The sequence below is a fragment of the Desulfurella multipotens genome (assembly GCF_900101285.1).
In the GTDB taxonomy this organism is placed as follows: Bacteria; Campylobacterota_A; Desulfurellia; order Desulfurellales; family Desulfurellaceae; genus Desulfurella; species Desulfurella acetivorans.
This window is the reverse complement of sequence record NZ_FMYU01000012.1, coordinates 15,524-38,303: the sequence shown is the minus strand read 5'-3', so window position 1 is coordinate 38,303 and position 22,780 is coordinate 15,524. Positions and strand designations below refer to the sequence as shown.

Sequence of the window (22,780 nt, the reverse complement as noted above, 5' to 3'; positions counted from 1 at the left end):
CCGTATATAGTTAAAAATGCGACAAAAAAATAACTCAATTTTAAATTCGCACGTTTATATTGTTTTGTAATAAGTATTTTTTGGTTTCTTGGATTGAAACTTCTCCAAAATGAAATATTGATGCAGCTAGTGCAGCATCCGCTCCAATTTCAAAAACCTGTTTTATGTGTTCCATTTTTCCAGCACCACCAGAAGCTATAACGGGTATTGTTGAATTTTCACAAACAAGCTTTGTTAACTCTAAATCGTATCCTTCTTTTGTGCCATCTTTATCCATACTGGTAAGAAGTATTTCGCCAGCACCTCTTTCCTGGACTTCAATTAGCCAATCAATAACTTTTTTATTTGTATTTACTCTGCCACCATCTATAAAAACATAAAAATCATTACCTATTTTTTTTGCATCAATGGCTACTACTATACATTGACTTCCAAAAACCTTTACGGCTTCGTTTAAAAAATCAGGGTTTCTTACAGCAGCTGAATTTATAGAAACTTTATCAGCACCAGCTTTAAGCAGGTTTCTTATGTCTTGTATTGTTCTTATACCACCACCTACTGTTAATGGCATAAATATGTTTTGGGCGCAAGCTGAAACTACGTCAATCATTATTGAGCGTTTTTCGTAACTAGCTGTAATATCTAAAAAAACAAGCTCATCTGCCGATTGGCTATCGTATATAATCGCTTGCTCTACAGGGTCTCCTGCATCTTTCAAGTTTACAAAGTTTATGCCTTTTACTACTCTGCCTTCTTTAACATCAAGGCATGGGATAATACGCTTTGCTAACATTCAATCACCTAAATCAATCACTGTGCCTACATTGTTATAAATTATTTTATCAGGAAATTCATTTGCAAGCGCACAGGTCATAGCTATTCCGGTACAATGTGATGGTCCAATAATTTTAAGTTGTTGCATGGTTTTTAGAGTTTCAACGGTCTTTTCTTTTTGAAATTTACTTGCTGGTCCTAAGTGTGTACCACCAATAAAACCTATTACTTTTTTGTTAAATGTATTTTCACAGTGGTTTATGATATTAATTATACCTCTGTGTGCGCAACCAAAAACAACAAAAAGTCCTTCTTTTAAATCTAAAACTAAACTTAAATCGTCTGGCACATCATCTTTTATACGTTGACCATTTGATTCAAAAACGAAATCTTTATCAACTTCTTCAAAATCTGTTTTTAGCTCTACAAAGCCTGTTGTATAAATATTTTTACTAACTTGTTGAGGCTTTGTGCTAAATTCAAAATATGCACCTAAATGTTCAAAAAAACTTTTGTCTTCTATGCCTATGTATCTTAATTTATCACCTTTTTTAGAGTATCTCTTTCTAAATATTTCTGGGTGGGCTATAATTGGTGCTTTTGCATATTGCAATACATACTTCAGGCCACCGACATGGTCGTAATGGCCGTGGCTTAGCACAATTTTATCTATGTTTTGTAAATTTACATTAAGTGTTTTTGCATTATGTATAATACAATCGCTTTGACCAGTATCAAAAAGTACTCGAGAGTTTTCTGACTCAATGAGCACACTTAAACCATGTTCTGCTTTTAATGTGCCACCTGTTGATGTATTTTCTACAAGTGTTATTAGCTTCATAATTGTCCTCCGTGTATCTGGCTTAAATCAATTGTGCCTTCATATATCGCTTTGCCTATTATAGCGCCAATTAAGCCATCTTTTTCATGTTTTTTTAAGCGCATTAGATCATCTATGTTTTTTATGCCACCTGATGCTATTATATCCATTGAACTTTTTTTTGCAATTTGGGCATAAAAATTTTCATCTATCCCGCTTAGCATGCCGTCTTTTGAAATATCAGTTACAATTGCCTCACTTATACCCAAGTCTAGAGCCTGTTTGAGAAAATCTACACAATCAACTTGCGTTTCTTCTTCCCAACCTGAGATTTTTACTTTATTATTTTCTATATCAACACCTATTACAATGTATTTTAAAAAGGATTTTAAAATTTTTTCGAATTCAGCTTTATTTTTAAATGGAAGGCTCCCAATTACAATTCTTTTCACACCTGAATCTATTATTTTTTGTGCTATATCAAAATTTCTTATTCCACCACCAACTTCTAATTCTATATTGGAATTTTTTGCAATTTTGTAAATTATATCTAAATTATTACCCCTGTTAAATGCAGCATCTAAGTCAACAATATGGATTCTTTTAAACCCAAGTGATTCAAAATACAATGCAAACTCAAGAGGATTTTGACTGTATTCTTTCGCGCTTTCGGCTTTACCTTTTGTTAGTCTTACTACTTTTGAATCAATTAGATCAATAGCTGGCACAACTAACATTTTTCTTCACACATATTGCAGAAATTTTTATATATTCTAAGACCCAAAGTTTGACTTTTTTCTGGATGAAACTGAACACCAAATACATTGTCTTTTTGACTTGCACTCGTAAATGTGCAACTGTAGTCAGTTTTGGCAACGCAACTATCATCAGAATCGGTATAGTATGAGTGTACAAAGTAAAAGTAAGAGTTATTCTTGATACCGTCGAATAAATTACATTGTCTGGTGTAATAAACAGTATTCCAGCCCATATGGGGTACTTTATAGGTTTTGCTTGGTATAAATTTTACACATGAGCCTTTAAATATACCAAACCCTTTGTGAATACCAAATTCAAAACCTTCTTCAAAAAGCAATTGAAACCCTACACATATGCCTAAAAATGGTTTTTTTGATTCGATGCTTTCAAGTATGGTGTCTATTAAATCGTACTTTCTAAGCTTATCTATGCAATCACCAAAAGCTCCAACTCCAGGTAAAACTACACCACTTGATGCTTTAATTATTTTTGGATCTTTTGTTAAGCAAGCCTTATAGCCAACTTTTTCAATTGCTTTTGTAACAGATGCAACATTTCCTGCATCATAATCTATTACTGCTATCATAATTCCTCTAAATCAACCAATTTAACTCCATTGAAATTTTCACCTAAAAAAAGTTTACCAATTTTAGAAAAATTTTCTGGTGAATCTGTTGCGTAAAATTCGATTTTACCACTTCCTTTTAACATGTTTTTATCAATTGTATTGATAATAGATGTGCCAGAATCAATAATTTGAGCATTAGGAACAATTTCTTTTATTATATGTTTGATTAATGGATAATGAGTACACCCAAGCACGAGTGCTTGTGCCTGGATACCATTCAAATAGCGCTTTGCTACTAATTTTGTTATTTCATCGTCAATTAGTCCTTCTTCAATTAGAGGTACAAATAAAGGGCACGCTTTTTGTTGCACACTCGCATTTTGATTAAACATTTTTATTGTTTTTTCATAAGCATTACTTTCAATAGTTGCTTTTGTTCCAATTACAGCTATAGAGTCAAATTGACAAGCCACTTTTGCTGTAGATTCCACAACGCCATATATAGGTACATTAAAGATGCTTCTTAAGGTATCTATTGCAAGACTTGATGCAGTATTACATGCTACAATTATAAAATCAACACCTTTGCTTAGCAAGAATTTTGTATTTTCAATAGAGTATTTAATAACTGTTTCTTTAGATTTGTTTCCATATGGTACTCTTGCAGTATCACCAAGGTAAATTATATCACTTTTAAAATATTTAATTAACGGTTTTATTACGGTTAAGCCTCCAACTCCAGAATCAAATATACCAATCATATAACACCGTTTATAAGTTTTGCCAAAAAGAAATTACCATCTGTCAAAAAATGGTTTATGCAGGCAAAATCCTGCGAAACAGATAAAATCTTTTCATCTTTTAGATCCATAAAATACTTTATTAAAACTCTATTTATTCCACCATGCGCTACAATTAAAGTATCTTTTTCAAAATCAAACTCGCTCAAAAAGCTGTTAACGCGATTGTATACATCAAAAAAACTCTCGCCATTTTTTATTTTAAAATTAAATGGATCTTTTAAAAAACTTAATGCTTCAAGCGGATATTTTTGTTCTATTTCTTTCCAGCTAAGTGATTCAAAAATACCAAAATTTCTCTCTTGTAGTCTGTAGTCTACTATTAGCTCACAATTTAAGCCATCCTGTATAATTTTAGCGGTTTTCAGACATCTTTTAAGGGGACTTGAAAATATTTTTTTTATATTTTTATACATAAAAAATTCTTTTAATTTTTGTGCCTGTATTATTCCATTTTCCGACAAATCGACATCTATGGATCCATTAAATACCATCATTGAAGCGTTTTCTACTTCTGGATGCCTTATAAAATAGAGGTTAATGGTTTTTTTTGTAAAAAACTCCAACTTTTCCACGTATTATATTTTACAGTAAAAATTTATATTTGCAAACTATAATTTTCTTGATAAGCCTAAAACTGCACCAATAAACATTGCGTTTACAACCAAACTTGAACCTCCATAGCTTACAAACGGTAGCACTGTACCTTTTGTAGGTATTAAATGAAAAACGCTAAAAAGATTTATTAATATCTGTATGGAAAATAAAAAGCCAGTGCCGAAAACAAAAGCTTTTTCGTAGTAATTATTCAATTTGTTTGCAATAGAAAATATTGAGTAAATAAGCAAAAATAATAGTATTATAACAAGCAATACACCTAAAAAACCCAGATCTTCACCAATGGAAGCAATAATAAAATCATTGTAAGCATCTGGTAAAAATAAACTTTTAAAACTTCCATTGCCAATACCTCTTCCAAATAAGCCTCCTCCGGCAAGTGCAATGAAGCCTTGATGTACCTGGTAGGGAAGGTGATTATTATGTATAAAACTGCTAAGTCTTTGTAAACGTTCTGGGTGAACTAAAAAAACTAACGAAAAAACTATAACGCCTAAAGCCAAAATAATACCTATATAGCTCGTCCTTAAACCAAAAATATAAAGCACAAGAAGAACTACAAGACAAAACAGAAATGCACCACCAATATCTGGTTGAGAAATAATTAACAAAGCTATAATACCAAAAACTAAAAAAAGGGGTGAAATTACATTTAAATCATTTAATGATTCGTATTTGCGATCAATAAAATCTGCTAAATATAAAATAAATGCAAAACGTGCAAATTCTGTTGGCTCAAATGAAAAAAAGCCAAAATTAAACCATCTGACAGCACCTCTAATATTTACACCAAAGCCTAAATGAAGTGCAATTAGAAAAACAATAGCTAAACTTAGAAAAACAGGGATCAATTGTCTTAATTTTTGAGGGTTTATTTTGTAAAAAAACAATCCAACAAAAAATGATACAACTATGTATATTAAATATCTTTTAAGTAAAAAGTTTGGCTTACCAAAATGCTGAAAGAAAAAATAATTAGAAGCACTCCATGTTTCTACTAAACCAATAAAAACTAGTATAAATGTGCAAAATATTATGATTGTAGGTTCAAAGGCGCGGTGCTTTGTCATATTCTTCTTTAAATGCAAGGCATTCTGCTTTAAAAGCTTCGCCTCGCTCTTCAAAGTTTTTGAATTGGTCAAAACTTGATCCACCTGGACTAAATAGTACTATTCCACCGGGTTTTGCAATATGAAATGCAGCAATAACAGCTCCTTTAACATTAACAGCAGGAAGTGGTATAGGTCTTAATTTGTTTAATTCTGCTATGATTTTTTTTCTATCTTCGCCAAAAACTACGACGCCCGTTAATTGAGGCAACAAGTCCATTAAGTTTGCATATGATTCACCTTTGTGTTTACCGCCAAGAATTATTACAATATCTTGTTTGTTTTCAAATGATTCAATTGCTTTTCTTACAGAGTCTATATTTGTGCTTTTTGAATCGTTGTAAAATTTTACACCTTCAATTTCACAAACATACTCAAGCCTGTGTGGCAATGTTTCTTGATTCATAGCTACCTCCAAAATAGTATTTTTATCTACATTGCATATTAGACTTGCAAGGCTTGCAGCTGCGATATTTTGCATATTATGTGTGCCTATAAGTTTTGTATTTTTTATCTCAAAATGTTCTTTGAAATTAATAGTTACACTATTTTGAGATACTTTTGCCTCAACATTATCTTTATGAGTAGAAAAGCCAATTACATTAAAAGCATCAACACTGTAATCTTCGTCGAGATTTCTTATCAAAAAGCCTTCATTTAAAAGGTTTTTGGCAATTTTTAACTTGGCTTGTTTATACTCTTGAAAACTCCCATGCCAGCTTAGATGGTCTTGAGTTATATTTAAGATTATTGCAATATAGGGTTTAAAAGTATCAATAAACTCCAACTGAAAACTACTTACTTCTACAATTAAATAATCAAGCAAATGTGAAACCTGTGCAGCTTTTGTTAAAGGCAAACCATAATTGCCACACATAAGTACTTTTTTGCCTGATTTTTTTAGGATATTATGTATTAATTTTACGGTTGTTGATTTTCCATTTGTACCTGTTATTGCAATGATTTTGCATTTTGTAAGCCTAAATCCAAACTCAAGTTCACTTATAATAGGAAAATTTTTATTTAAAGCATGTTTTATGAATGGGTGATGTTTTGGTATACCAGGTGAAACAACAACAAGGTCAAAATTCATATCAAAAAAAGCTTTAGATTTATCCTGACCAAAAAAATTCAGTTTATCAGGTAATTTATTATCGTCAAACACAAATACTTCATCTTCATTCTTTTTTACAAGTAAGTCATATACGCTTTTGCCACTTTTTCCAAAGCCCAATATTGCAATTTTCATAGATTTACCTCAATTTTAATGCAGTTAAGGCAACCAAAGCTAATAATATTGATATTATCCAAAATCTAATTATTACTTTTGATTCTGGCCAGTTTTTTAATTCAAAATGGTGATGTATTGGAGCCATCTTAAAGATTCTCTCACCTGTTGTTTTAAAACTTGCTACCTGTAAAATAACAGAAATAGTTTCAAGTACAAAAATACCGCCAGCTATTACAAGTACCACTTCTTCTCTGATAATAATTGCTATTGTACCAAAAATCGCTCCAAGACCTAAAGAGCCAGTATCACCCATAAATACCTCTGCTGGATAGCAATTATACCATAAAAATGCCAAACATGAACCAAATAATGCAGATAAAACAACCGTGATTTCTCCGCTTCCAAATACATAAGGCAGTCTTAAGTATCCAGCCAGTATCAGATTTCCAGAAACATATGCAAATATAGCCAGTGTAAATATTGTTGTTAAAGATGGCCCGGTGGCTAACCCATCAAGTCCATCTGTTAAATTAACAGCATTTGAAGCGCCAACTATTACAAATATGCTAAATAATATATAAAAAAGACCCATATTAAAAACTAAGTTTTTAAAAAAGGGCATATAAAAACAACCAGGACAAATCGAGTATCTGCTATATACAACATATATCAAAATAGATACAACACTTGCAAAAAAAATTTGAAGGTAAAATTTTGTTTTTGCTTTAAGACCGTTTCCCTTACCTCTTTTTATCTTTAGAAAGTCATCTAAAAAGCCTATAAATCCAAAAGATATTGCACTAAATAAAATTATCCATACCCAATTTACATCCAGTTTAGCCCATAGTAAAACACTAATAACAAAACCAAACCATATAATAATTCCACCTATTGTTGGAGTGCCCGCTTTTTGCAGATGTCTTTTTGGCCCATCTTCTCTTATTGTTTGACCTATTTGTTGTTTTTTTAAAAAGGGTATAAAATAATGTGAAAATATCATTGATAGCAAAAAGCCTGTTGCCGCTGCTGCCATAGACCTAAACGTAATATAATAAAAAACGTTGAAAAAATGAGCGTAGACAATTAGTTGCTTATAAAATAAATAATAAAACACTTAAGTTAACCCTCTCAAATTATAAAATATTTCTTCCATTTTAAGCTTTCTTGAGCCTTTTATTAAAATCCAATCATATTTTTCGTAGATTGATCTTAAAGTTTTTAATAATTCTTCTTTGTTTTCAAAGACCTGTATATTTTTATTTGCTAAAGCTATATATTTTGCGTTATGTCCATAAGCAAGACAATCTATATCAAAAGCCGAAATATATTCTCCAATTTTTTTATGTAAACTTTCTGTGTGTATACCAAGCTCCAATACATCGCCAAGTATTGCAAGCTTTTTGCCTTTTTTTGTATTAAGCTCATCAATTGCAAATTTAATTGATTCAAAACTGGCGTTGTAACAATCTAAAATGAAGTTTGTATGCCCAAGTTTTTCAAGTTGCATTCTATAATCTGGCAAAATTATATTGTTTAATGCCTCTTGAAAATAATTTTCATCCAATAGTTTTTGAGACCCAAGAAATGCTGCAGCTGCAAGTATATTTGAAATATTTAACCAAAATGGTGCTTTAACTTGAAATTTTTTACCAAACGCATTTAAATAAAGCTTATTGAAGTATTCTTCTTTATTATAATCAATTAAATATACGCAAGCGTTAGAATCAATTTTTGAATAGCTTATTTGAAATTTAGTAAAGTTATTTTTTTGTATTGGATTGTCTAAATTGTATATTACGTTTTTTTTATCTTCAAGAAAATTTACAATAGATGACTTTTCTTCGAAGATCGCCTCTATTGAGCCAAAGTTTCCAATATGAGAAGTTCCAATTTCTGTAAAAATAACAAAATCTGGTTTTAAAAAACTTGCAATTTCAGCAATTTCGCCTTTATGATTTGTGCCTGTTTCTACTATACCAAATGTAGAAGAACTTGAGGCTCTAAGTAATGTTTTGCAAACCCCTATCCAATTATTTTCATTTTTTTGCGTATAAAAAAAATTTATATTTGACACATTAAAATATGATTTTAATAATTCTTTTGTACTTGTTTTTCCTACAGAGCCCACAATGGCAATAACTTTGGTTTTGCTTTTTATTTTATTAAAACTCGCCAGATCTTTTAGAGCTTTTTTTGAGTTCAAAACTTTTAAATATGGTTTATCTATGCTTTTTTCACAGATGCATAAGCTACAACCTTTATTAAAAGCTTCATTTATAAAGTCATGACCATCTTTAAACTCACCTTTAAATGCCAGAAAAATATCGTCTTTTTCAATTGCCCTGGAATCTATAGATATATTTTTAAAGTTAACTTTTTTTGGCTTTAAAATTTCAATCGGCTTTAATTGTTCAATAATTTCATTTAGATTCCACATTCCAAAAATCTCTTACAACCTCTCTATCGTCAAAATGATATTTTTTATCTCCTATAATCTGGTAATCTTCATGTCCTTTACCCAAAATTGCCACGCAGTCACCTTCGCTGGTACTCTCAAGCCCTTTAATAATAGCTAATTTTCTATCTTTTTCAATTATAATTTTTTTACTTTTATCTACACCTTCTAAAATGTCATTTATAATGGCATCTGGATTTTCTGTTCGTGGATTATCATTTGTTATTATAATTATATCAGCTATACTACTTGCTACTTTACCCATTTTGGGCCTTTTAGTTTTATCTCTATCTCCTCCTGCACCAAATACCACTATTAGTTTACCTTTTGTAATAGTTTTTAGCGTTTGCAATACATTTTTTATAGCATCATCTGTGTGTGCATAATCTACAATAGCAGCTTTGCCATTTTTTATAAATTTTTCGAGCCTTCCGGGAACATTTTTAAAATTGTAAAGTGCTTGAAGTACTTGCGCTTTTGGTTTGCCAAAAAAAACACTGCAGCCAACTGCTGCCATGATGTTGTATATGTTATATATGCCAATCAGGTTTGATTGTATTTCATAGACATCACCAAAAACATTGAGTTTTAGATAAATCCCGTTTATATCAAATTTATAGTATAGAGGATAAATGTCAGAGTCTTTAAAACCGTAAGTTATTGTGAAGCCTTTTTTATATAGTGTTTTTCCTAAATCATCATCGATATTTACTACCCTAAAATCATTTTCTTTAAAAAAAGCAGCTTTTGCTTTTGCATAATTTTCCATAGTTTGATAAAAATCTAGGTGATCTTGACTTAAATTAGTAAAAACCTTTAGTTTAAAATCTATGCCTTCTATGCGATCAAATGTTACTGCATGTGAGGATACTTCCATAAACACATAGTCAACATTAGGCATCATTTCTAGCAATATTTTATTTAAATCAATTGATTCTGGCGTTGTGTTTTCTAGTTTTTTTACCACATGATTAAAACGATACCCTGTTGTGCCAATTATACCACTTTTTTCAAATATTTCTTTAAGTAAATATGTGGTTGTGGTTTTTCCATTTGTACCGGTAATACCTACTACGTTTAGCTTTTTTGATGGTTGATTGTAAAAGTAATTTGCGATTTTCCCCATGCATTTGCGGATATCTTTGACCTCTATACAATTTTCGATATCACTGCAATCTTGTGATACTACTGCTATTGCTTTTTTTGAAAATGCATCTTTGATAAATAATCTACCATCGGTTTTTTGTCCTTTTATTGAAAAAAACAAAAAACCTTCATTAACCTTTCTTGAATCATACGCAAGACCTTTTATTTCTTTATTTTTTAAATAATCTGGTACTTGAGAGTTACAAATATTTTCGATGTCACCTAATAACATTACCACTCCCTTCAATTTTGTAATATGCAGCAAGCATTGAAACCAGTTTTGCAACAACAGGTGCTGCTACTTCACCACCATAGTTTACACCTTTTGGATCAAAAACGGTAACTAAAATAACAAACTGAGGGTTATCAATTGGAAATATACCTACAAAACTACCAGTGTAATCGTTTAAGCTGTATCCGCCTTTGTGTGAAGCTACTTGAGCTGTGCCTGTTTTACCGCCTATTGCATAATATTGAATTTTAGCGTTTGTGCCTGTGCCTTCTTCTACAACTAATTTTAAAATTTGCTTTACCTTTTCAATTGTTTGTGGCAAGAGTATTTGTTTTTTTGTTTCTTTATGTTTGTACAAAATTTTTTTGTCTTTTTCAATATAATTAACTATGTAAGGATTTACCAAGTACCCGCCATTTGCTATAGCAATGTAGGCTCTAACAATTTGAATAGCACTTACGCCGATTCCCTGTCCAAATGCCATTGTTGCTAAATCAAATGGTTTTAGGTTAACGTAGTCTTTTACAAGTCCGTCTGCTTCGCCTGGCAGGTCAATGCCTGTTTTTTTGCCAAAACCAAAAGCCCACAAATACTTATAAAAAATTTCTTTGTTTTCTTTTAGTGCAATTTTTGCAGAGCATATATTGCTTGAGTATGCAAAAACTTTATCAAATGGCAAATCGCCATTTTTTTCAACATCTGATATCACGTGACCAGAAAATTTCCATTTGCCATTTTCACAAAACAATGTTTCGTTGCCAGTAAATGTATTTGAATCTAAGGCGCTTGACATTGTCACAATCTTAAATATACTTCCTGGTTCAAATAAATAATTTATAGAATTATTTCTAATATTAGCATAACTATAGTCATAAAATTTATTATTATCATAGCTTGGTACGCTATCTAATGCAACAATGGCACCATCTGGTTTTGCAATTATACCAATTACCATTTTTGCCTGTCTTTCTTTTAAAGTTTCTTTTAGTAAAAAATGAAGGTAATTTTGAATATCTACGTTTATTGTGAGGTGTAGGTTTGCTCCATCTAAAGGTTTTTTTAAAAACTCAAAGTTACCATATGGCGTAATTTTAACTTTTTGCTTTATATTTTGGCCTGAAAGAAAGATATCGTATTCTTTTTCTAATCCTTCAAGACCGTGTTTGCTATTACCGCAAAAGCCAACAACTTGCGACACATTATTTGCATATGGGTAAAATCTGGAATAATTTTTAATTAGACCAAATCCTTTTGGTAAATTGGCTCTAACCCATTCAAAATCTTTAGGCTTGATCGTACCAATATTAAAATAGCGTGTATTTTTGTTTTGCTCGATTATATTTTTTATGTTTAGTTGAAAGTTGGAATTGATATAATTAAAAAAGTTTTTATCATCGGTTTTATTATATTCAGTATAAAACTTTGGGTCCACAAACAACTGATAAGATGGAATATCCAACGCAAGCGTTTTATTGTTACAATCATAAATATATCCTCTTTTGCCCTGAATATCTATTAGTGGTTCAACACATTTTGCATAAGCAAGTCTATAGTTTTTATTATCTGCTATTTGAACCAAAAATGCCTTAAAAGCAACCAAAAAAAATCCAGCTATAATTAAAAAAAATAAAAAATTAAAACGTGTTTTTTTCACTGATAAAACATTAACTGGCTTGTATTTATAGGTTTTAAACCAAGCTTACTTGCTTGAATTAACTCTTTATCTGTACCAAGCAGATGGTCTGATTTGTTTAAAAGTGCCGCTTTTTCTATTTGCAAGTTTTTAAGTATTTTTTCTTGATGACTAATATTGTAATTTAACACAGATGCTTTAAGAGCAATAATTACATTTAGCATAATTAAAAATAAAAAAATAGAGCTTAAAATCAATAATCTTTTGCTTAAAACAATTGGAGCAAAACTAACGGATTCCTGTGTTGTTTCAACAGTCTTGCTGTTTCCAAGCCAATAATCTGAGTAATCAATCATATGTTACCTCCAATTTTTCAGCGCATCTTAATTTTGCGCTGCGAGATCTTGGATTTTCATTAATTTCTTGCAAAGATGGTACAATAGGTTTTTTTGTAAGAATGGATAAAATTTTTTGTTGCGAAAAATTTTTGAAAGTGTCTTTAACAATTTTATCTTCAAGCGAATGAAAACTAATTACAACTAACCTTGAATAGGGTTTTAATAGTTTAATTGCATCATTTAGTCCTTTTTTTAAACTATCAAGTTCTGAATTTACTGCAATTCTTAGTGCCTGAAATGTTTTTGTGGCAGGGTGTATTTTTTTGTAAAAGTAAGCAGGTACAGCTTCTTTTACTATATTAGCTAACTCAAGCGTTGTTTCAATTGGTGCTTTTGCCCGTTTTTCTTCGATTTTTAAAGCAATTCTTTTCGCAAATCTCTCTTGACCATAATTGCGAATAATTTGTTCTAGTTCCTGTCTGCTCCAATTGTTAATAATTTCTCTTGCACTTAGTGGATTATCTTTGTCCATTCTCATATCAAGTGGGCCGTCTTTTGAAAAGCTAAATCCTCTTTGGGCATCATCTAATTGAAAAGAAGCTACACCTATGTCCATTATTATCCCATCAAATGAATCAAAGCCTATTTCTTTAACCACACTGTAGCAATTTGAAAAATTTTCTTTTATCACAATAAGTCTATCTTTATAAATTTCTTTTAATTTTAGAGCAATTTCAATTGCTTTAGAGTCCTGATCAAAAGCCACCACAATACCGTCTGGAGCGCTAAGTTTTAATAATTGTTCGGTATGTCCGCCTCCACCAAATGTTAAATCTAAATACATTGAACCTCTCTTTGGTTGTAAAAACTCCATTGACTCTACTAGTAAGACACTTTTGTGTATCACAGTTTTATGCCCAAACTTTCAATTTCTTGAGCTAATTTTTCTTCATCTTGCATTAATAGATCCATTTCCTGCTGCCAATTTTGGGCAGACCATAATTCTATATGGTCTAGGTTACCAAGAACCACAATATTTTTTTCTATATTTGCTAACTGTCGCAAAGTTTGAGGTATAATTATTCTTCCTTGCGAATCAAGGTTTACATCAATTGCACTAGAAAAAAACATTCGTTTAAATCTACGTGCAGATTTATTTGTTAAAGGCAAATTTAATGCTTTTGATTCTAAGCTTTCCCATATATCTTGAGGATAGGCGTATATGGATTGGTCAAAAAAAGTCATAACTAGCACATTAACACCACTTCCTTTTAAAATTTCTAAAAACTTAGAAGGTATTTTTATTCTACCTTTATCATCTAAAATGCACTCGAAACGTCCTCTAAGCATTCCACTTCATTCCACTTTATTCCACTTTACATATATTTAATTGAATTGTCAACAAAAAAATAAATAAATTAATGCAAGTAACGGTATATTTATTAAAGCATATTATATTTTGAAAAACATTGAATATAAAGCATATTTTATTGACTAATGAAAGTTTTTTTGATACATTCCAATCAATTATGGAAAAATTTTACACAAAGAAAACCTTTACATCATCATTAGCTTTGTCCATATTTGTCAACGTAATATTTTTTGCACTTGGCATTAAACTTTTAAGCGGATTTTATAAGCCTATAAAAAAACCTATTGAAGTTGTTTTGTTAGGAATTAGCCAACCAAAAACAGATGATAAAATTCTACATGTAAAAAACAAAACTTTAGCTCAAAAAAAGCAAAATATTTTAATCACTCAGGAATCGATTCCAAAAGAAAAAATCAATAATAAGGTATTTCCAAAACAAGAAATACAAAAAACAGGTAATTTAAAAACTGCTGACAAAACAGATAAAATTGAAAAAACAAACAATGCAATTGTTCATACAGATACAATTAGTAACAATGAATCTAATACTAAAAGTTCTAAAGGTAGTGCTGTTCAAACTACTCAAAACATTCAAACCACCCAAACAACAAATTCTTTTCAAAGTGTTTCAAAAGAAGATTACGCATTTTTAAGAAAACTAATAGAAGAACACCTAAAATACCCTTATTTAGCAAGAAGGAATTCCTATGAAGGTACAGTTGTCATTTCTTTTATTATAGATAATGGGATAATAAAGGATATTGAAATTGTAAAAAGTTCAGGATATTCCATTTTAGATAAAAGCGCAATCGAAGCAATCAAAAAAATAGAGCCACTTGTTAAATTAGATAAAAATGTAAAAATTGTTATACCTATTAATTTTAAGTTAAATAATTCTTGATTTAGGAGAAAAAATGAATGTAGTAGAATTTATGAAAAACAACGATCAGGTCAGTAAATGGCTTGGTATCGAAGTAATTGAAGCAAAAGAAGGCTATGTTTGTACACAAATGCTTGTAAGAAAAGATATGTTAAACGCTGCGGGTGTTTGCCATGGGGGTGTAATTTTTTCTTTATCTGACTATACATTTGCTGGTGCTTCAAATATTTATGGCAATACTGCACTTGCAATATCAGCAAACATTAATTTTGCAAATGCAGCCAAACAAGGCGATATACTTATTGCAACAGCCAAAGAATTAAATAGAACAAAAAAAATTGGTATTTATTCTATAACTGTAGAGAGAAAATCTGATAAAAAACTAATAGCTTTTTTCAATGGTGAAGTTTATATAAAATCTGAAAGAATTGTTAAAGCTTAATACAATTGATTTTTAGCATAAATTGTTTACAATCCATATCTGGAGAGGTGGCCGAGTGGTTGAAGGCGGCTGACTCGAAATCAGCTGAAGGCAATTTTGCCTTCCGCAGGTTCGAATCCTGTCCTCTCCGCCAGATTTTTACATAAACTTTGCTTTTTACTTGATTTTTGATGTAAGCAATCTAAAATGGCTAAGCCCTAAGCGTTGCAACGAGCCTTTTTGGGTATAAAAGCAGCTCAAGGGCGCTTACTATATCGCATACTATAATATCGCTGTTTTAAAGCGCTTCAAGATTTGCGCCTTCTTTACCAATTACACAAATACCCAATTTAGCATATTTTAGCATAAGAGAGTCATTTTTGCCGTTTCCTATAGCTACTAAATTTGAAAGCCCGATTGATTTTGCATATTCTAATTTAAATGTTATCTGGTCGATTAATGGCGCAATAATGGTTTTGACATTCAAGCCTTTTAACTGTTCTTTAGCGCTTGAAAAAGTATCGCCTGTAACAATATGAATATCAAATGCTTTAGATAGTTTTTCTAAAATGTCTTTAGTTTCTTTTATTAGTACTCCGCTTGTTGCCAGTGTGCCGTTAAAGTCTAATATGATGCGTTTTAAGACAATTTTACCTACACTCAAAATTTCAATTTCCATATTTTTCCTCCAATTTATTAATAAAGTTTGTTAAAAGCATGTTATTTTTTTCTTTTAGTTTATATAGGTATTTTATAGACTCTTTGGTATTTATTAATTTTAGTGTTTTTGCAATATAGAAAAGCTCAATTGTATCAGAGCTTGAGCAGGCAAGCTCGTATAGGGGCTTAACTGCTTTTGGGCTTAAAATTTGCCCAAGCATGTAAATTGAAAACATTCTGTGATCTCTTATAGGATTTTTAAGTGCTAAGATAAGTTTATCCTCGTAAGAAATTTTTTCAAATTCAGTCAAGTCATAGTTGCAATGCGGACATTTATTTGTTTTTCTTTCAATTTGTTGCCAGCAGTTTGGACAAAACCATTTCATAAAACCTCCCCATTGCCTGGCAAGGGATCATTATATTAATCCCAGGCTGATGGGCTCATAGCTTAAATACAAAGAGTGCAATTATAAACATAGCTATAATGTAGGCTATATAATAATTTAGATTTCCATTCATAATATATTTTGACAAAAAACAACTAAGTTTTTTAAACAAAATTTCTAAGCCTTGATAAATTAAATTTGAAACATCATAACTTTCAACGTAAGTGTCTTTTTCTTTCGTTCTGTAAATACCCCTTAGTACATATTCTACTATAAATGAGTAGCCCCGCGTGTTGTACATTTCATTTTCTTTTAATTTGAGACCACCTACCCACGGAGTAACTGTTTTTGTTTTTTTGTTTGAAAATTTTAACAATAAAGTAAAAAAAAAGTAAGAAACCAAAAACTATTGCAAACATAAATGGTGAAACCACGCCAAAGATAGGTCTACTAGAAACCATTAAAGCAGGTTTTGGTACACCTAATATACCATCTAAAAAATTATTGTATCCAAGATAAAACACAATTAAAAATGAAAATATAACGCTTAAAATAACTAAAGCACTCATAAGGTTTTCAGCCAGTTTAATAGTAAAGTCTGGAATCTTTTTGATTGTTTGTATAGATTTTCCTAAACTTGAAAATCCTACCAACTTTTTTATGCCAAACGAGCTAAGTCCTATTGCAAGGGCAATTAATATACCAGCAAAAGTTACAATTAGCTTAAAAAAATTATCCTGAAATTTATATGATTGAAATAAACTTTCAAGTAGCATCCATTCAGAAACAAAACCTATTAAAGGTGGCACTGCGCTAAATGATAAACCAGAAATTAACATACCAAAACCAGCTGATTTGCTGACATTTTTTAGTATGCCACCTAAATCGTCTATATTTTCTTTTTGAAGTGTTTCTTTAGCGTGACCTATGGATAAAAACATTGTAGTTTTAGACAAAGAGTGTGATATTATTAAAAAAATCGCAGTTAGGTAAGAAAAATCAGCTAATATATTTAAATTACTATACCTTGCAATCATGCTTACGCCTAAACTTGCTAAAATCATACCATTATTCTCCATTGTGGAATATGCTGGTAGTGTTTTTAACTGAGTTTCTCTGGCTGATTGTAATGCTCCCCAAAATGCACTTAAAGCACCCAGAATAACAGCTATAATTGCTAAAAAAACTGATTTTTCTAATGAAAAAACTCTAAAAACTCCATATGTGCCCACAAGCGTAAGAGGTACGGATAGTATAGCAGCAATATTAGATGGCGCTTTTGAGTAAGTTTGACCAATCCATACATGAGTGGGCACGATATCCATTTTTATAATGAACCCTAAAAATGCAAATAATGCAAATAGGTAATTATTTTGATATGCTTGAAATAAAAAAGTTCCACTATGGGCAAATATAATTGCAAAAGCAATCATTAACAAAACACTGGAGCCTTCAGAAAATGCTAAAAATTTGTAAGCTTGCTTGTATGAATTGGACTTTTCTAATATTAAAAAAAATAAACTAATATTTGTAATCTCAAAAGCAACTAAAAATGTAATAGCATCTTTTGCACAAAATATAAACAACATACTTAACATTGTGAAGTTTATTAAAAATGACATTGTTTTACTAAATAGTTTTCCAAAATCTATTGAATACAAAGCAATTGCACTAAAGCAAACATACGCTATAATTAAAAATACGGCAGATAGTTTATCAACACCTATACTTAAGCTTAGACCATTAAATACATTGATTTGATAAGAAAAACCATTAATATAGCCTTCAAATCCTACAAAAGTGCAGCTTATTGCACCAAGGACGGCAAAAATATAACTCAATGATTTATTAAAAAAAACAGCCATACCTAAAATAAAAAACAAAATTGCAAAATCAAATGTTAACATATCAAACCACCCTGCGCTATTTCTATTAATTTTTTTAAAATTTCTGTGGGTTCTGAAACGTTTTTTAGGTGAGCTACCACATTTTTCAAATTTAATTTTTCAAAATAAAGTCCAATATTGCTGTTTTCTATAAGCATTACACCATAAGGAGAAGGCATTTGAGAAATAGCTTCTTGTATAATGGGCAACATTTTTTGTGTTGGTCTTGAGAGAATCACAAGCACATCAGCATGACGGGGTGTATTCGTAAAAAAGATTCCATAAGCGTGTAAGTTATATTTTGGCGATAATAAGCTGTAAAATTCCATCAGTAACTCAACATCTGATCCTCCATCTATACAAAATACATGCAATGATTTTTTAAATACTGTTTTTGAATTATTTGTTTTAAATTTGAATTTTTTGCTGTATTTTTTTGATAGTCCATAAATAGGCCACAAAAACATTTTATCTCCTCCTCATTTCGCCGCATCCGAAAAAAATGCGCCAAACGATTCTACAGTAAACGTAAAATCAGTAAAAATTTGTCCTATTAGAGCTTTTTCAATTGCTTTAACTAAAAAAAATGATGGTGTTGCGACATAAACATAATCTATTTTACTACCTACAAGTTCAATGTAATAATAAATTGTACCGCTTGGGGATTCTGTTAGTGCAATAGTGTTTCTTTTTTGTTGATCATCGTCAATACTTATATTTTTATTTTTTTCATCTATATTTTTTTGAAGTTTGATTAATAGTTTTTTAATTAAATCTATTGATTGAAAGATTTCTTTTGCCCTCACAATCATCCTTGATAACGCATCTGATCCTTCTTCTAAAATAGGTTTAAAATCATCAAATAAATCTTCAAAAGACCTAGTATCTAAAGAAAAATTCATTGCTTTTACAGCTGGACCATCAAAATTAAATTCTTCGAAGTCATCTGTTGTAAGAAGTCCAGTGTTGTGAAGTCTGTCTAAGTAATTTTCGCTTTTTAGAGAAAATTTATAAAGTTTTTCAAACTCATTTACAATATTTTCAAGCTTATTTACAAAAATTTTTAATTGATCTAGTGATATATATTTTATTGTACCTATGCTGTTGATATTTTTTAAAAATCTGTTTTTAAAAAGATATTTGTTGTTTTCAAGAATTTCGTCAAATAGGTATATAAGATGATTTGCTAAAACTTTTTGAGCTGCTGCATCTGCTAAACGTGAAATTACATATATATGGTTAAATATACGTTCAGTTTCTATAAAAATTAATCGCATAATTTTTGTTTTGTAGTTTGGTTGTATATTAAATGCATTTTCTATTGCTTTTGAATAAGCGCAAGAATGAGAAAATGCAAAACTTGTGCAAATTTGCTCAGCAAGTCGCAATCCTTCAAAAACATCCTTTTTAATCATTAATTTTTCTATTGAACGTGATTTGTAAGAGTTATCAATATAAACTTCTTTTATTCTTTCACCATAAGTAAAAATATTGAATGTAACCGATTCCAATAAAGCACCACTTGATGGACCCAATCTAAAATTGAACAACTCGTCTTTTGGTTCTTTTGACTCAAAAAGTTCTTTTTGCCACTTATATGCTTTAAATTCTTTGCTTTGTGAATTATCAACGAGACCAACAAATGAACCAGAGTTTACAAATAATTGCTCTGAATCTTCTTTTTTTATTATGCCAAGTAATCTTTTCATTTAATTACTCCTTGAAGGAATCGGTATAAAAATGGCAAGGATATAAAAGTAAGTATTGATAGTGTAATATTTATTATGGGCACTAACGTAAAATTGCTTTCTTTTATAGCTTTTTTTCTTTGACCACTAAAAACCATATTTATAACTTTGTAATTTATAAATAAAAAGCCACATCCAACAAAGGAAATTAATATTGATCCAATAAGCCAGCCGTATAGGTCAATAGTTTTTGATAAAATTAGAAATTCTCCAAAAAAAAATAGCAGAAGGCGGAGCACCAGTGACAGCTAAGCTACCAAAAAACAAAAATAAACCAGTGTGTGGCATAGTTTTAATTATGCCATTTATATCTTCAATTTTTTTGCTTTTATAATTATGCAGTATATTACCCGTGAGCATAAAAATACCAGATTTTGCAAATGCATGGGCAAATATCAAAACAATTGCACCAAATAGAGCGTATGATCCCAAACTAATTCCAATCAATGCAAGTCCCATATTTTCAATCGAAGAATAAGCAAAAAGTCTCTTGTATAGTGTTTGGTTTAAACTCATAATGCTTGCTGTAGCAACACTTAAAAAACCTAAAATAAAAGCGAATTCAGATAACAATATATTGTGATTTATCTGGAAAAGCCTTATAATTGGATACAGCGACACAGGTAGTAGTACTGCACTAAATATAGCACTAACTGGTGCTGGTGATTTGCCATGGGCGTCAGCAAGCCAAGTATTCATAGGAAAAATTCCAGCTTTTGTACCATAGCCTATAATTAAAAGTATTGCGCCTAATAAAAATAAACTACCTGTTGGTTTTATAGTAAGTAATTTGAATATTGATAGCGTATCGCAAGCAGAGTATAAAAATAATGTAGCAATGAGTGATATTACAAGACCCACAGAAACAATTATAATATAGCGCCATGCAGCTTCCAGTGCTGTAAAGTCATTTTCTACAGCAACAAGTAAAGCACTTGAAAATGTGGTTGCTTCTATGCCAACCCAAATAAGACCTAAATTGTTTAGTATTACACTGAAAAACATTGCTGCAACGAAAATATTTAAAAGCATGAAATATTGATAAACTTTTATAAAACGCTCTTTTATATTTGAAATATACTCAATGGAAAAAATTACGACGCCAAAATATACAATAGCTATCATTAAAGAAAATATTTTTGAAAGGTTATCTACATAAAAAAAACTGCTTGAATAGTTTTTGCTAAACAAAATGAAAATAGAACTTATTAAACTCAATAAGCTTGTAAAAACAGATACAGTGCGTTCTTTTTTCCTAAATCCAATAAAGCAAAGTATAGAACCAATTGTAGCAAATAATGCTGGTAGCGTGTAAATCATCCGTATAGTTCCTCCTCTTTTTGGATATCTTCGTCACGAATTTTCATTAATATACCACCTATCATAACAATGCCTAAAATATCTAAAATAATCCCTGCTTCAACAATAAAAGGTAATCCGTTAAATAAAAAGGATAACAAGAACATAGAGTTTTCCATAACAAGGTATCCAATCAATTGAGCATATGCATTTGATCGAGACATTATTAAGAAAGCACCTTGAAGCATAAGTGTAATAGGAATTGATATCAATGATTTACCAAATTCGAAAAATACTACTGTGTATAAAATATAGCTAAAGATAGCAAGTAAAACTGATATTAAAATAGATAGACTAACGCTTACTTTGTGTTTATTTTCTCTTGCTCGAAATATTTGTTTGTTTATGGTATTTATTAAGTAACGTGGGATAAAGATTGCTCTAGTCAGAATTGTTAAAATTGATAGAATTATAATTGAAATATTATTATTTAAAACACCAAAATACATCAAAAAAATTCCTAAAATCCAGGATTGAATTGAGAATGTTTTGATATTGTTTGAAACATAATTTTGCCATTGCATAAAAATCGATAATGCTATTTCTATAAAACCAATCAGTATAAATACATTATGTTGCATTTTTTATCCTCCGCTTGTTGTTATGTAAAATACAAGCATAGCCAATAGCGTAAAACTAAAAGCTATAGCTATATAATCAAAGATTTTAAATAGTCTGTATTTTGAAACCATACTGTTAATAAATGCAAAGATTATAAGCAATATAATAATTTTAAAAAAATTGATAAACATATAAAAAAATATTGAAATCAAGCTTAATTTCATGGGAACAAAAAATGGCCATGTATAAACATTTAAAAAAACATTCATTAAAATAAATTGTTTAATATAGCTGCCCCATTTTAAGAGAGCTAATTCTCTGCCTGAATATTCATGAATTAATAAAGTATCAATTGAACCTAATTCATTTAAAGAGCTGCTTTCTATGGGTAGTTGTCCGATTTCAATAATTAAAACAAATAAAAATGCAAGAGCTATAAATAAATGCACTAAAGAATAATACCAGCTTGTTGAAGTTTGCATTATGTTGTTAATTACATAAGGATTGTTGGTACCTGAAATAACACCAAGCATAATAAATATTAGCAAAATAACCGGTTCAGTAAATATTCCTATACTTGATGATCGTGATGCGCCTAAAATTGAATAGTTATTTTTGGAATCAAGCGCAGAAAGTTTAATAAGGGTCGATGCAGCACCAAACACTAAGCCGCCACCAACAAAGTCAACAACAGGACCAAATGTTAAAGGAAATGCGGTAATAATAGGCAACACCAAAGTTAAAAATAAATACATTGCAAAGCTCATATATGGTACATAAGCAAAAAATATTGAAGAGGATTCTGGGTAAATGCTTTGTTTTTTAAAATATTTAAATAGATTGTAATACTCTTGGAATATAGAGGGTCCCCCTCTTGAAGACAATCTTTCATTGAAAAAATTTAAAATTCCAATAGCTAAAGGAGATAGGATAATTACATACAACAATTGCGCAATACTTAAATAAAACAGCATATCAAACCCCGTATGTATTTTTTAAATAAAGAATATATGATTTTAATAAT

26 protein-coding genes and 1 tRNA gene are annotated in these 22,780 nt (G+C 30.3%); 3 read left to right on the top strand and 24 right to left on the bottom strand.

The features are described from left to right. Nucleotides 1-40: 40 nt before the first annotated feature. From hisF to mraZ, 15 genes are all read right to left on the bottom strand, one after another. A complete protein-coding gene (gene hisF, locus BLQ93_RS08080; protein WP_025391667.1) occupies nucleotides 41-793 on the bottom strand; it encodes an imidazole glycerol phosphate synthase subunit HisF in 753 nt (250 codons plus the stop codon). Next, a complete protein-coding gene (locus BLQ93_RS08075) occupies nucleotides 794-1,615 on the bottom strand; it encodes an MBL fold metallo-hydrolase (protein WP_092129504.1) in 822 nt (273 codons plus the stop codon). It abuts the gene before it with no gap. Beyond that, nucleotides 1,612-2,331 carry a 1-(5-phosphoribosyl)-5-[(5-phosphoribosylamino)methylideneamino]imidazole-4-carboxamide isomerase gene (gene hisA / locus BLQ93_RS08070; protein WP_025391669.1) on the bottom strand — a complete coding sequence of 240 codons (720 nt, stop codon included), beginning with the start codon at nucleotides 2,329-2,331 and terminating at the stop codon, nucleotides 1,612-1,614. Before hisA ends, BLQ93_RS08075 begins: the two co-directional genes overlap by 4 nt. Then, complete coding sequence (hisH, locus tag BLQ93_RS08065; RefSeq protein WP_025391670.1) at nucleotides 2,325-2,939, bottom strand: imidazole glycerol phosphate synthase subunit HisH; 615 nt, start codon at nucleotides 2,937-2,939, stop codon at nucleotides 2,325-2,327. The genes hisA and hisH overlap by 7 nt, the downstream gene beginning before the upstream one ends. Then, complete coding sequence (gene murI, locus BLQ93_RS08060; protein WP_092129502.1) at nucleotides 2,936-3,682, bottom strand: glutamate racemase; 747 nt, start codon at nucleotides 3,680-3,682, stop codon at nucleotides 2,936-2,938. Before murI ends, hisH begins: the two co-directional genes overlap by 4 nt. Beyond that, nucleotides 3,679-4,296, bottom strand: coding sequence for a histidine phosphatase family protein (locus BLQ93_RS08055; RefSeq protein WP_143338722.1), 618 nt, complete (start codon nucleotides 4,294-4,296; stop codon nucleotides 3,679-3,681). Before BLQ93_RS08055 ends, murI begins: the two co-directional genes overlap by 4 nt. A 36-nt stretch (nucleotides 4,297-4,332) precedes the next feature. Further along, nucleotides 4,333-5,409 carry an FtsW/RodA/SpoVE family cell cycle protein gene (locus BLQ93_RS08050; protein ID WP_092129500.1) on the bottom strand — a complete coding sequence of 359 codons (1,077 nt, stop codon included), beginning with the start codon at nucleotides 5,407-5,409 and terminating at the stop codon, nucleotides 4,333-4,335. Continuing rightward, nucleotides 5,387-6,697 (bottom strand): UDP-N-acetylmuramoyl-L-alanine--D-glutamate ligase, encoded by a 1,311-nt coding sequence (murD, locus tag BLQ93_RS08045; protein WP_092129498.1) that lies wholly within the window; start codon nucleotides 6,695-6,697, stop codon nucleotides 5,387-5,389. The genes BLQ93_RS08050 and murD overlap by 23 nt, the downstream gene beginning before the upstream one ends. A gap of 4 nt (nucleotides 6,698-6,701) precedes the next feature. Next, on the bottom strand, nucleotides 6,702-7,712 hold the full coding sequence (gene mraY, locus BLQ93_RS08040; protein ID WP_245670457.1) for a phospho-N-acetylmuramoyl-pentapeptide-transferase: 1,011 nt from the start codon (nucleotides 7,710-7,712) through the stop codon (nucleotides 6,702-6,704). 81 nt (nucleotides 7,713-7,793) lie between these two features. Next, entirely contained in the window at nucleotides 7,794-9,116 is a 1,323-nt protein-coding gene (locus tag BLQ93_RS08035) for a UDP-N-acetylmuramoyl-tripeptide--D-alanyl-D-alanine ligase (protein WP_092129494.1), read from the bottom strand. Continuing rightward, a complete protein-coding gene (locus tag BLQ93_RS08030; protein ID WP_092129492.1) occupies nucleotides 9,100-10,512 on the bottom strand; it encodes a UDP-N-acetylmuramoyl-L-alanyl-D-glutamate--2,6-diaminopimelate ligase in 1,413 nt (470 codons plus the stop codon). The genes BLQ93_RS08035 and BLQ93_RS08030 overlap by 17 nt, the downstream gene beginning before the upstream one ends. Further along, complete coding sequence (locus tag BLQ93_RS08025; RefSeq protein WP_092129490.1) at nucleotides 10,499-12,166, bottom strand: peptidoglycan D,D-transpeptidase FtsI family protein; 1,668 nt, start codon at nucleotides 12,164-12,166, stop codon at nucleotides 10,499-10,501. The genes BLQ93_RS08030 and BLQ93_RS08025 overlap by 14 nt, the downstream gene beginning before the upstream one ends. Beyond that, on the bottom strand, nucleotides 12,163-12,501 hold the full coding sequence (locus BLQ93_RS08020) for a hypothetical protein (RefSeq protein ID WP_092129488.1): 339 nt from the start codon (nucleotides 12,499-12,501) through the stop codon (nucleotides 12,163-12,165). Before BLQ93_RS08020 ends, BLQ93_RS08025 begins: the two co-directional genes overlap by 4 nt. After that, nucleotides 12,494-13,390: a 16S rRNA (cytosine(1402)-N(4))-methyltransferase RsmH gene (rsmH, locus tag BLQ93_RS08015; protein WP_281182337.1), complete on the bottom strand. Its 897-nt coding sequence runs from the start codon at nucleotides 13,388-13,390 to the stop codon at nucleotides 12,494-12,496. Before rsmH ends, BLQ93_RS08020 begins: the two co-directional genes overlap by 8 nt. Further along, nucleotides 13,387-13,833, bottom strand: a complete 447-nt coding sequence (gene mraZ / locus BLQ93_RS08010; protein WP_092129484.1) for a division/cell wall cluster transcriptional repressor MraZ — start codon at nucleotides 13,831-13,833, stop codon at nucleotides 13,387-13,389. The genes rsmH and mraZ overlap by 4 nt, the downstream gene beginning before the upstream one ends. Nucleotides 13,834-14,012: 179 nt before the next feature. Here mraZ and BLQ93_RS08005 point away from each other — a divergent pair, with 179 nt between their 5' ends. The 3 genes from BLQ93_RS08005 (at nucleotide 14,013) to BLQ93_RS07995 (ending at nucleotide 15,310) form a co-directional block, all read left to right on the top strand. After that, nucleotides 14,013-14,756: an energy transducer TonB gene (locus BLQ93_RS08005; RefSeq protein WP_159427516.1), complete on the top strand. Its 744-nt coding sequence runs from the start codon at nucleotides 14,013-14,015 to the stop codon at nucleotides 14,754-14,756. Nucleotides 14,757-14,769: 13 nt separating this feature from the next. Further along, nucleotides 14,770-15,177 carry a hotdog fold thioesterase gene (locus BLQ93_RS08000; protein WP_092129479.1) on the top strand — a complete coding sequence of 136 codons (408 nt, stop codon included), beginning with the start codon at nucleotides 14,770-14,772 and terminating at the stop codon, nucleotides 15,175-15,177. Between the two features lie 41 nt (nucleotides 15,178-15,218). Further along, nucleotides 15,219-15,310: transfer RNA gene (locus BLQ93_RS07995), tRNA-Ser, on the top strand. Nucleotides 15,311-15,454: 144 nt separating this feature from the next. On the opposite strand, the gene BLQ93_RS07990 is transcribed toward BLQ93_RS07995, so the two are convergent. From BLQ93_RS07990 to BLQ93_RS07955, 9 genes are all read right to left on the bottom strand, one after another. After that, nucleotides 15,455-15,835 carry an HAD hydrolase family protein gene (locus BLQ93_RS07990; RefSeq protein WP_092129478.1) on the bottom strand — a complete coding sequence of 127 codons (381 nt, stop codon included), beginning with the start codon at nucleotides 15,833-15,835 and terminating at the stop codon, nucleotides 15,455-15,457. Further along, nucleotides 15,825-16,202, bottom strand: coding sequence for a HEAT repeat domain-containing protein (locus BLQ93_RS07985; RefSeq protein ID WP_092129477.1), 378 nt, complete (start codon nucleotides 16,200-16,202; stop codon nucleotides 15,825-15,827). Before BLQ93_RS07985 ends, BLQ93_RS07990 begins: the two co-directional genes overlap by 11 nt. 55 nt (nucleotides 16,203-16,257) lie before the next feature. Beyond that, nucleotides 16,258-16,503, bottom strand: a complete 246-nt coding sequence (locus BLQ93_RS09575) for a hypothetical protein (protein WP_216818767.1) — start codon at nucleotides 16,501-16,503, stop codon at nucleotides 16,258-16,260. Nucleotide 16,504: 1 nt separating this feature from the next. After that, complete coding sequence (locus tag BLQ93_RS07980) at nucleotides 16,505-18,109, bottom strand: complex I subunit 5 family protein (protein ID WP_216818766.1); 1,605 nt, start codon at nucleotides 18,107-18,109, stop codon at nucleotides 16,505-16,507. Continuing rightward, nucleotides 18,103-18,555 carry an NADH:ubiquinone oxidoreductase gene (locus tag BLQ93_RS07975; RefSeq protein ID WP_092129475.1) on the bottom strand — a complete coding sequence of 151 codons (453 nt, stop codon included), beginning with the start codon at nucleotides 18,553-18,555 and terminating at the stop codon, nucleotides 18,103-18,105. The genes BLQ93_RS07980 and BLQ93_RS07975 overlap by 7 nt, the downstream gene beginning before the upstream one ends. Before the next feature lie 12 nt (nucleotides 18,556-18,567). Beyond that, nucleotides 18,568-19,797, bottom strand: a complete 1,230-nt coding sequence (locus BLQ93_RS07970) for a hydrogenase large subunit (protein WP_092129473.1) — start codon at nucleotides 19,795-19,797, stop codon at nucleotides 18,568-18,570. Nucleotides 19,798-20,016: 219 nt separating this feature from the next. Beyond that, nucleotides 20,017-21,156: a proton-conducting transporter transmembrane domain-containing protein gene (locus BLQ93_RS07965; protein WP_216818765.1), complete on the bottom strand. Its 1,140-nt coding sequence runs from the start codon at nucleotides 21,154-21,156 to the stop codon at nucleotides 20,017-20,019. After that, nucleotides 21,153-21,776: a hydrogenase 4 membrane component (E)-like protein gene (locus BLQ93_RS07960; protein ID WP_092129471.1), complete on the bottom strand. Its 624-nt coding sequence runs from the start codon at nucleotides 21,774-21,776 to the stop codon at nucleotides 21,153-21,155. The genes BLQ93_RS07965 and BLQ93_RS07960 overlap by 4 nt, the downstream gene beginning before the upstream one ends. A gap of 3 nt (nucleotides 21,777-21,779) precedes the next feature. Then, entirely contained in the window at nucleotides 21,780-22,730 is a 951-nt protein-coding gene (locus BLQ93_RS07955) for a respiratory chain complex I subunit 1 family protein (protein ID WP_092129469.1), read from the bottom strand. Nucleotides 22,731-22,780: the final 50 nt, after the last annotated feature.